The organism is Chamaesiphon polymorphus CCALA 037, from assembly GCF_003003845.1.
Classification (GTDB): Bacteria; Cyanobacteriota; Cyanobacteriia; order Cyanobacteriales; family Chamaesiphonaceae; genus Chamaesiphon; species Chamaesiphon polymorphus.
In genome coordinates this window covers 1-6,780 of record NZ_PVWO01000327.1, presented here as the reverse complement: position 1 = coordinate 6,780, position 6,780 = coordinate 1, and the positions used below count along the sequence as shown (strand labels likewise).

The 6,780-nt window shown below is 47.4% G+C and carries 7 protein-coding genes; 2 read left to right on the top strand and 5 right to left on the bottom strand.

The window, feature by feature from the left end:
- Positions 1-122: 122 nt before the first annotated feature.
- Positions 123-938, bottom strand: coding sequence for a DNA repair protein RecO (gene recO / locus C7B77_RS20595; RefSeq protein ID WP_106309190.1), 816 nt, complete (start codon positions 936-938; stop codon positions 123-125).
- A gap of 109 nt (positions 939-1,047) precedes the next feature.
- Between recO and C7B77_RS20590 the strand changes: the two genes are divergently transcribed.
- On the top strand, positions 1,048-2,100 hold the full coding sequence (locus C7B77_RS20590) for a Rieske 2Fe-2S domain-containing protein (RefSeq protein ID WP_425430840.1): 1,053 nt from the start codon (positions 1,048-1,050) through the stop codon (positions 2,098-2,100).
- Between the two features lie 16 nt (positions 2,101-2,116).
- Here C7B77_RS20590 and C7B77_RS20585 read toward each other — a convergent pair whose 3' ends face one another.
- The 4 genes from C7B77_RS20585 to C7B77_RS20565 form a co-directional block, all read right to left on the bottom strand.
- Positions 2,117-2,461 (bottom strand): DUF760 domain-containing protein, encoded by a 345-nt coding sequence (locus tag C7B77_RS20585; RefSeq protein WP_015162542.1) that lies wholly within the window; start codon positions 2,459-2,461, stop codon positions 2,117-2,119.
- A gap of 185 nt (positions 2,462-2,646) precedes the next feature.
- Positions 2,647-3,237: an SMC-Scp complex subunit ScpB gene (scpB, locus tag C7B77_RS20580; RefSeq protein WP_106309184.1), complete on the bottom strand. Its 591-nt coding sequence runs from the start codon at positions 3,235-3,237 to the stop codon at positions 2,647-2,649.
- 284 nt (positions 3,238-3,521) lie between these two features.
- Complete coding sequence (gene cbiE / locus C7B77_RS20570; protein ID WP_106309178.1) at positions 3,522-4,751, bottom strand: precorrin-6y C5,15-methyltransferase (decarboxylating) subunit CbiE; 1,230 nt, start codon at positions 4,749-4,751, stop codon at positions 3,522-3,524.
- Between the two features lie 146 nt (positions 4,752-4,897).
- Complete coding sequence (locus C7B77_RS20565; RefSeq protein ID WP_106309174.1) at positions 4,898-5,575, bottom strand: zinc metallopeptidase; 678 nt, start codon at positions 5,573-5,575, stop codon at positions 4,898-4,900.
- Between the two features lie 554 nt (positions 5,576-6,129).
- Between C7B77_RS20565 and C7B77_RS20560 the strand changes: the two genes are divergently transcribed.
- The gene (locus C7B77_RS20560; RefSeq protein ID WP_106309171.1) at positions 6,130-6,558 is read left to right on the top strand and encodes a fasciclin domain-containing protein; all 429 of its coding nucleotides are present in this window, start codon (positions 6,130-6,132) and stop codon (positions 6,556-6,558) included.
- Positions 6,559-6,780 lie beyond the last annotated feature (222 nt).

Genomic DNA, 6,780 nt, shown 5'->3' with positions numbered 1-6,780 from the left:
GAACTTTCCAGTTGAGATTTATACTTGCCTTGGGCCACAATCTGATGACCCTCCCTGAAAATGAGCGAACCGTAAGTTGATAATTGGGCATTGCTGATTCCCCCAACTCCCAACTCCCCACCCTATAGATCGATCAGAGCTGCGGAGCGAATCTGAATATTAAGGTGGTAATGGATGTATTGACGCAAGATGCGTTCGAGTCGCCGCCAGACGCCAGCAAGTTCGAGATCTGAGATGGTGTCGAGGGAAAATTTATCGAGTGTGAGATCGAGCCTGTCCAGATTAGGATCGGATAGATGTTGAAAGCAGAGCAAGTCTAGAGCTGTCAGGCGATAATTGATGGCAATACTGGGATCGTCTGTAGTCAGATTCAAGCCGACGGTACTACCCGATTCGATGCTAAATCCAGTTTGCCAGTTAATCGCGGTAAAATTTGGCTCGATCGCTTGCCTGGTAATGCAACAATCGTAGACTTGAGGCGCAATCCCATCGAGAGCCAGCAGGTGAAAAATGCCTTGACATAAATGCGCGATCGATCCGGTATTATCGCCGCGATCGAGAGCATTTAACCTGCTTAAATGTAGCAATAATAATTGATATAATTCCTCTTGCGGTCGATCGCTCAAGGCTTGCGCTAGCACGATTTCGGCTAAGTATTGACTGGCGGCAAGTTTGCCCAAATCGTCAATCAATTTGCCATAAGAAATCGTCGTCTGAGCTTGGGTAATCTTATCTAACGATCGACCTTTGGCAATTAATAGCTCGTTGACCATAAATAGCGTGCTGCGTCCGCCCAGACTAGAGTTGGACTTGCGCGCACCGGGCACGATCGCCTTAATTAAACCATGTTCGCGGGTGAGAATCGTCACCAATCGATCGTTTTCACCGATCGGAATTGTTTTGAGATTAATCCCAGTTGCTTTGTATGTACCGCTCATGAACTAGCTAGGTGATGCTGACAAGTCTCATATACTATAAACTTTATAAGTGCGGAACTCACCGTCGATCGTGCCTATCGGCGAATTGCTGTTAACAACACCGAAACTCGTGACCGAACTGAAACAAACTTTCCTGCGCAATATTTGGTACTATGCTCTACCCGCCGAACGCATCAGAGCGGGTCAGATGCTCGCCAAACAGCTCCTCGGCGAACCAGTGGTGTTCGGACGCACTCAGGCGGGTGAAGTGTTTGCCCTGCGCGATATCTGTCCTCATCGTGCCGTGCCGCTCAGTTGTGGGCGATTTGATGGTAAAGAGATCGAGTGTGCCTATCATGGCTGGCGATTCGACGATGGGGGACAATGTACTGCAATTCCAGCTTTACATGCCGACCAAGATTTGGACTTGAGTAAGTTTCAGGTGCGGCGGTATCCCGTGCGCGAGGTTCAGGGCAATATTTGGATTTATATGTCCGATCTCGATCGCAATGACGATCGGGAGCCACAGCAAACGGTGCCAGAAATCGCCGGATTTGAAGGTGTGGCGCATCAATCGACATTTACGATGAAATTCCCTTGCTTTATCGACCATGCTGTGGTAGGACTGATGGATCCTTCCCACGTTCCGTTCGTACATCGTGCGTGGTGGTGGAGAGCGGATACAATCCTCACAGATGAAATTAAAGCCTTCGATCCTTCTCCCTACGGCTTTACCATGCGCCGTCATCGGTTGGAACGACAAACTTTCTTCTATAAATTGCTCGGTGGCGATGCAGAGGTGGAAATCGCCTTCCGTTTACCTGGCGTGCGGATCGAACAGATCGTGACTAATACCAATCGGGTGTGCAATCTCACGGTAATTACCCCGATTTCGGAGATGGAGACAGAAGTCACGACGATGTTTTATACCACCGTTGCCTGGTTCAAACCCTTACGGTGGCTGATTCAACCATTTATCACCACCTTCTTGGGTCAAGATCGGGATATGGTGGTCAAGCAACAAATTGGTTTAAAATACAATCCACCATTGATGTTAATCAGGGATGCTGATACCCAAGCCAAGTGGTACTACCAACTCCGATCGGAATATCTCAAATCGATCGGCGAGAATCGCGAGTTTAGCAATCCGGTTAAATCTCAAATCTTACACTGGCGCAGTTGAGATCGAGCGGGCATTCTTACTCGCGGTTTTCGTCGCTGGAAATCGAACTCGAACCAGTGAGCATGTCTTCTAGTTCCATCCGCTGTTCCATTTGGCGCAAGAAATATCCAGTCATCATCGCCGAACCCAAGAGATTGGCGAGGTTATCGCGATCGGTCGTAACTTGAACGCTAAAGCCGTCGCTAGGCAACATCCCTAACAAACCTTGGATGTTGTGGGTGATAATATCTTTTACCTGGGGAGTTGTGGCCTTAGCGATTTGCGCTAAGACTTCTGGGGATTGATGTTGAAGATACTTCAGCAATTGATTGACCTGAGCATCTTCAGATTTGCGTTCCAGAAAATCAGGATTAAATGCCATTATGACTTAATTTGATGGATCGAGAGTGGTGTTTAGTCAGCTTTGAAGCTTTTGACTCGATAAGAATATGATACTGTTTTATCGAGCAGTTCGCAGTGATAAGATCGCTATTATTAGTATGCCCTCAGAACGGTTATCCGCATTCATTGAGGTTGCAATTGTTAGAGAGTATAGGTTTTGGTAGGCTATTGGTTTTCGCTAGTCGAGCGATCGTCAGTGGTGAAATCCACCCCCTCATCTTCATCCGGTGGGGCAATATTATCGACATCTTCTTCATCAGCTAGCTTGGGAATAGCAGCGATGGGTAGTTGCAATGGGAGATCGTTAAGTTCGTAAGTTCGGTGGAATTTATCAGTTACCTGCAATAGGGAAGAACGACTTCCTTGCTGGCGTCGTTTGCGGACAAATCCTACTTCAACGAGTTCTTGAACGTGCTGATAGGCACCGCTACCTCTTAATTCTACCAAATCGGTTTGGGAAATCGATCCCTTAATGGCGATCGCGGCCAAAGTTCGCAGCGCACCCGTCCCGATTTCGGGGGGAATCATTTTATCGATCAGCGTTTGGAACGAGCCGCGTAACTGGAGGGTATACCCCTTGGGCGTTTCTACTACCTCTAGCGCGCTATCGCGATGGGCGTAATCATCCATCAACTCCATCATCGCAGTTTCGGCAGCATCGCGATCGCAGCCCGCACATTCGGCAATAACTGCTAAATCTAGGGGTTGTCCCTTGAGGTACAAAATGGCTTCGATTTGGATAGAAAGACGAAACATTCTTTAGGAGTGGGGGAGTGGGGGAGTGGGGAGTTGCGCGAATTCTCGATCGTCCTCAATCATAGATCGAGACGAGTGGAATTTTATCGATCGAGACAGATCCAGCCGAGATCTCCACAAATCTAAATCGACTCTCGATCCTTAAACTTTGACGTGCGAGTGTGGCGTTTCTGAGTTCAAGTATGAAAAAGTAGAGAGGATGGCGGGGAGCGGGGAGGGGGGTAGAGAATGTACGATTGCCAGGAATCATACATCAAATCAGCAATGCCGATGCGCGAGTGTAATTATCGACGATCGATTAATTTAACTGCTACTAACTGAGTAACCGGAATTAATGGTTTCCAACCCAGAAAACCGCCAATATTTTGCGTGCGTTGAATGGCGATGCGGCTGAGTTCGCCACCATTTTGTTGTTGCCATCGCAATAACTCCAGTTCGCTCTCTACCGTCACGGCATTGGCAACCAATCTACCACCCGATCGCAATGCCGTCCAGCAGGTATCGAGTAAGCCGGGAGCCGTTACGCCGCCGCCGATAAAGATGGCATCAGGAGTTGCTAAATCGGCCAAAGCTTCGGGTGCTTTGCCCTGCACGAGTTGGAGGTGGGGGGTGCCCAGAGCTGACATGTTATCGGTAATAAAATGCAGTCGATGGGTATGTTGCTCGATCGCGATCGCCCGACAGCGGGGATGAGAGCGCAACCATTCAATGCCGATCGATCCGCAACCCGCGCCGACATCCCATAATAATTCTCCTGGCATGGGGGCGAGTGCGGCTAAAGTTATCGCGCGGACTTCGCGTTTGGTGAGCTGTCCGTCGTGGTGAAACGCGCTCTCTGGCAGCCCTGGGAGTCGATTTAAGGGGGTCTTATCCGCATCGATCCGGCATTCGATCGCGATCGCATTGAGAGCCGCTACATCGGTTTTAGCGCGCAACCTGGCGATATCCGAACTGATGCGCTCGCGATCGCCGCCTAAGTGTTCGAGGACTGTCATCCGACTATCGCCATAGCCAAGCTGCGTCAGCAAATTTGCCACAATTTGGGGCGTATCGGCATCCGCGCTCAAGACTAATAATTTGGCATTGGGCGACAGGATGGCTGCGAGAAAATCTGGCGAACGCCCGCACAAACTTACGGTTTCTACTTCTGTCAACGTCCAGCCCAAACGGGCGCAAGCGAGGCTAAAGGTAGATGGCGCGGGCATAATCGTCATTTCCGCGATCGAGACGTATCGCAGCAATGTCACGCCGATGCCATAACAGAGCGGATCGCCGCTAGCAAGGACACAAACTGGATTACCGCGATATTTGAGAATCGAAGCGATCGATGATTCGATGGGCGATGCCCACACCAATTGAGCTTGAGGGCACTCACCCAACATCGCGAGGTGACGTTTGCCGCCGACAATTAGCGATGCCCGATCGATAAATCCGCGCGCGCCGGGACTTAGTTCGCCCACTCCCCCCTCGCCGATGCCGATAACTGATAACCATTTCTTGTTTTCGATCGCCAAGCCTAACTTCCTACGATAGATATCGATCCCTTTTTGGTTACTTTTTAAACAAAAGGAGTTAGATCGTGAAACCTAACTCCTAAAATATTACCATTTTTGTAGAAAATACTGGTTAATTAATCTACCAGTTTAATCGATCTCTAGCTCTAGTTCCGGCGGGATAAAAGCAGTTGAATCAGTTGCAAAACAGAGTACAAAGCTGTGGCAACATAGGTGAGTGCGGCAGCATTTAAGACCTTTTTAGCTCCCCTATGTTCTTCACCCTGCAAAATTCCCAAATCGTTAATTAATCTCAGTGCGCGATTGGAAGCATCAAACTCCACTGGTAAAGTAACGATGTGAAATAACACCACGCAGGAAAACAGCAGAATGCCAATATTAATAAATAGAGTGCTGATGCCACCCATTGCGCCCAATCCAAAACCCAGCATAATTAAGATCGGCCCGATATTAGAACCAAAGCCAACTGCCGGGACTAAAGCTGCCCTAATATTCATCGGCTTGTAGCCTTGAACATCTTGGAGAACGTGACCGCATTCATGAGCCGCTACAGCCGCCGCAGCCAAAGATGTTGAGTCGTATACCACCTCTGACAATCTTACCGCCTTGGCACTCGGATCGTAATGGTCGGTTAGTTCGCCAGGAATCGGCTCTACCGATACATTAGTAATGCCCATTTCTCGCAAAATCTTTTCGGCAACTTGCGCTCCAGTCATTCCCATATTAGAGCCAACTTGCGCGTATTTTTGATATGTACCTTTGACATGAAACTGCGCCCACAGCATGAGCAACATTCCAGGTAATAGAAAAAGTAAAGAAAACATCTAATTTTTTCGCCTCATGTTAGTTAACCGATGGCAATGCTACATATTAGGCTGGATTTTACCATTGTTAGCGATCGGTAACTGGGGTTTGTATTTGAATGTAATTATACCGATTTGCTATCTATGCAGGTGCAATCTAATAATCTTTAGATAATATTTTGCTCTCTTTTTGTTTTTAAATTCAACCGATCGATAGATTTTTCGATCTTTTTAGCCACTAGCAAATCTATCGATCGCTAGAAGCACTACAATATCCTCAATGGCTCGGCGATTTCGTTTGATTCGCTCGGGCACAAGCATACAATTCACGAGCTTTTATTTGGTATTTTCCATATAATAAAAGAGCATTAGCACTAACCGATCTTCTCTACCTCTTTAAACCTGATACAGCTAAAAATGCTCTCTAGAAGGATGTTGGACTTTAGCTATCTAATCGCTTCTGGTAGATTTAGATGAAAGCTAGGATCGAAGATTCTGGCATTGCGATTTGACACTTTCGACCTTGCATTAATTATTTCGATCGATAACAACCTAGATTTTAATTAATAGAAAGTATGGCTAATATTTTAGAAACAGCTTCCCAATCTGGTGACTTTACCGTGTTATTAAAAGCAATTAAGGCAACCGAACTAGAAGATACTTTAAATAGCGAAGGTTCGTTTACCGTCTTGGCACCGACTGATGATGCCTTTGCAAAATTACCTCAAGCCGAGCGCGATGCCCTATTCGACAATCTGCCCAAGCTCAAACGGATCGTGCTCTATCACGCAGTGATGGGAAATGTCCAGTCTGATGACTTGGCAGAAATCGATGAAGCTCCAACTGTTGAAGGTTCGGTACTTGCCATCAAACGAGGGGAAGGGAAAGTTCGCATTAATGATGCTTTAGTTACTCAGATGGATATCCTCGCCGATAATGGTGTCATTCATAAGATCGATACTGTTTTGATGCCTGCCATTCTCGAACACGAATATGACGAGTAGGGGTCGGATTTTGGATTATGACGCTTTAATTTCGATCGACTAAGCTGTCGAACATTTAAATCACATACTATATTTCTTGAGAGCGGGGGGCGGGGAGCGGGGAGCGATGCGCGCTCGTCTGGTTTCCAGACGGTTAAGCGCATCAAGACAGCGGGGAGCGGGGCGAAGACACGTAAATCAAATGACTAACAGCTTATTTAGGCGATCGAAACTAATGTGGAA